Genomic DNA, 268 nt, shown 5'->3' with positions numbered 1-268 from the left:
GCAACAGCGGGTAGCGATTACACAGCAACGAGTGGTACCTTGACGTTCAATCCTGGTGTGACGACGCAAACGATCACGGTCAATATCGCCAACGATAGCGTGTTTGAGTTGTCGGAGAACTTCAACGTGAATTTGGTCACGCCAACGAATGCCACGATTTTAGACAATCTGGGCGTAGGTACGATCAAAGATGATGGCACCGGCACTGGTGGTAGCGACAACGATACGCCAACTTTGAGCGTCAGCAATGTCACGGTCGCGGAGAGCG

At 52.2% G+C, this 268-nt stretch carries 1 protein-coding gene; it reads left to right on the top strand.

Translation table 11 applies throughout. From position 1 onward, the window contains the following. Positions 1-268, top strand: a 268-nt coding sequence (locus ACO0KW_RS20445; RefSeq protein WP_423055186.1) for a Calx-beta domain-containing protein, incomplete at both ends; no start/stop codon positions are given.

The sequence above is a fragment of the Undibacterium sp. Ji22W genome, assembly GCF_049340305.1.
GTDB lineage: Bacteria > Pseudomonadota > Gammaproteobacteria > Burkholderiales > Burkholderiaceae_D > Undibacterium.
This window is presented reverse-complemented; position numbering and strand designations above follow the sequence as displayed.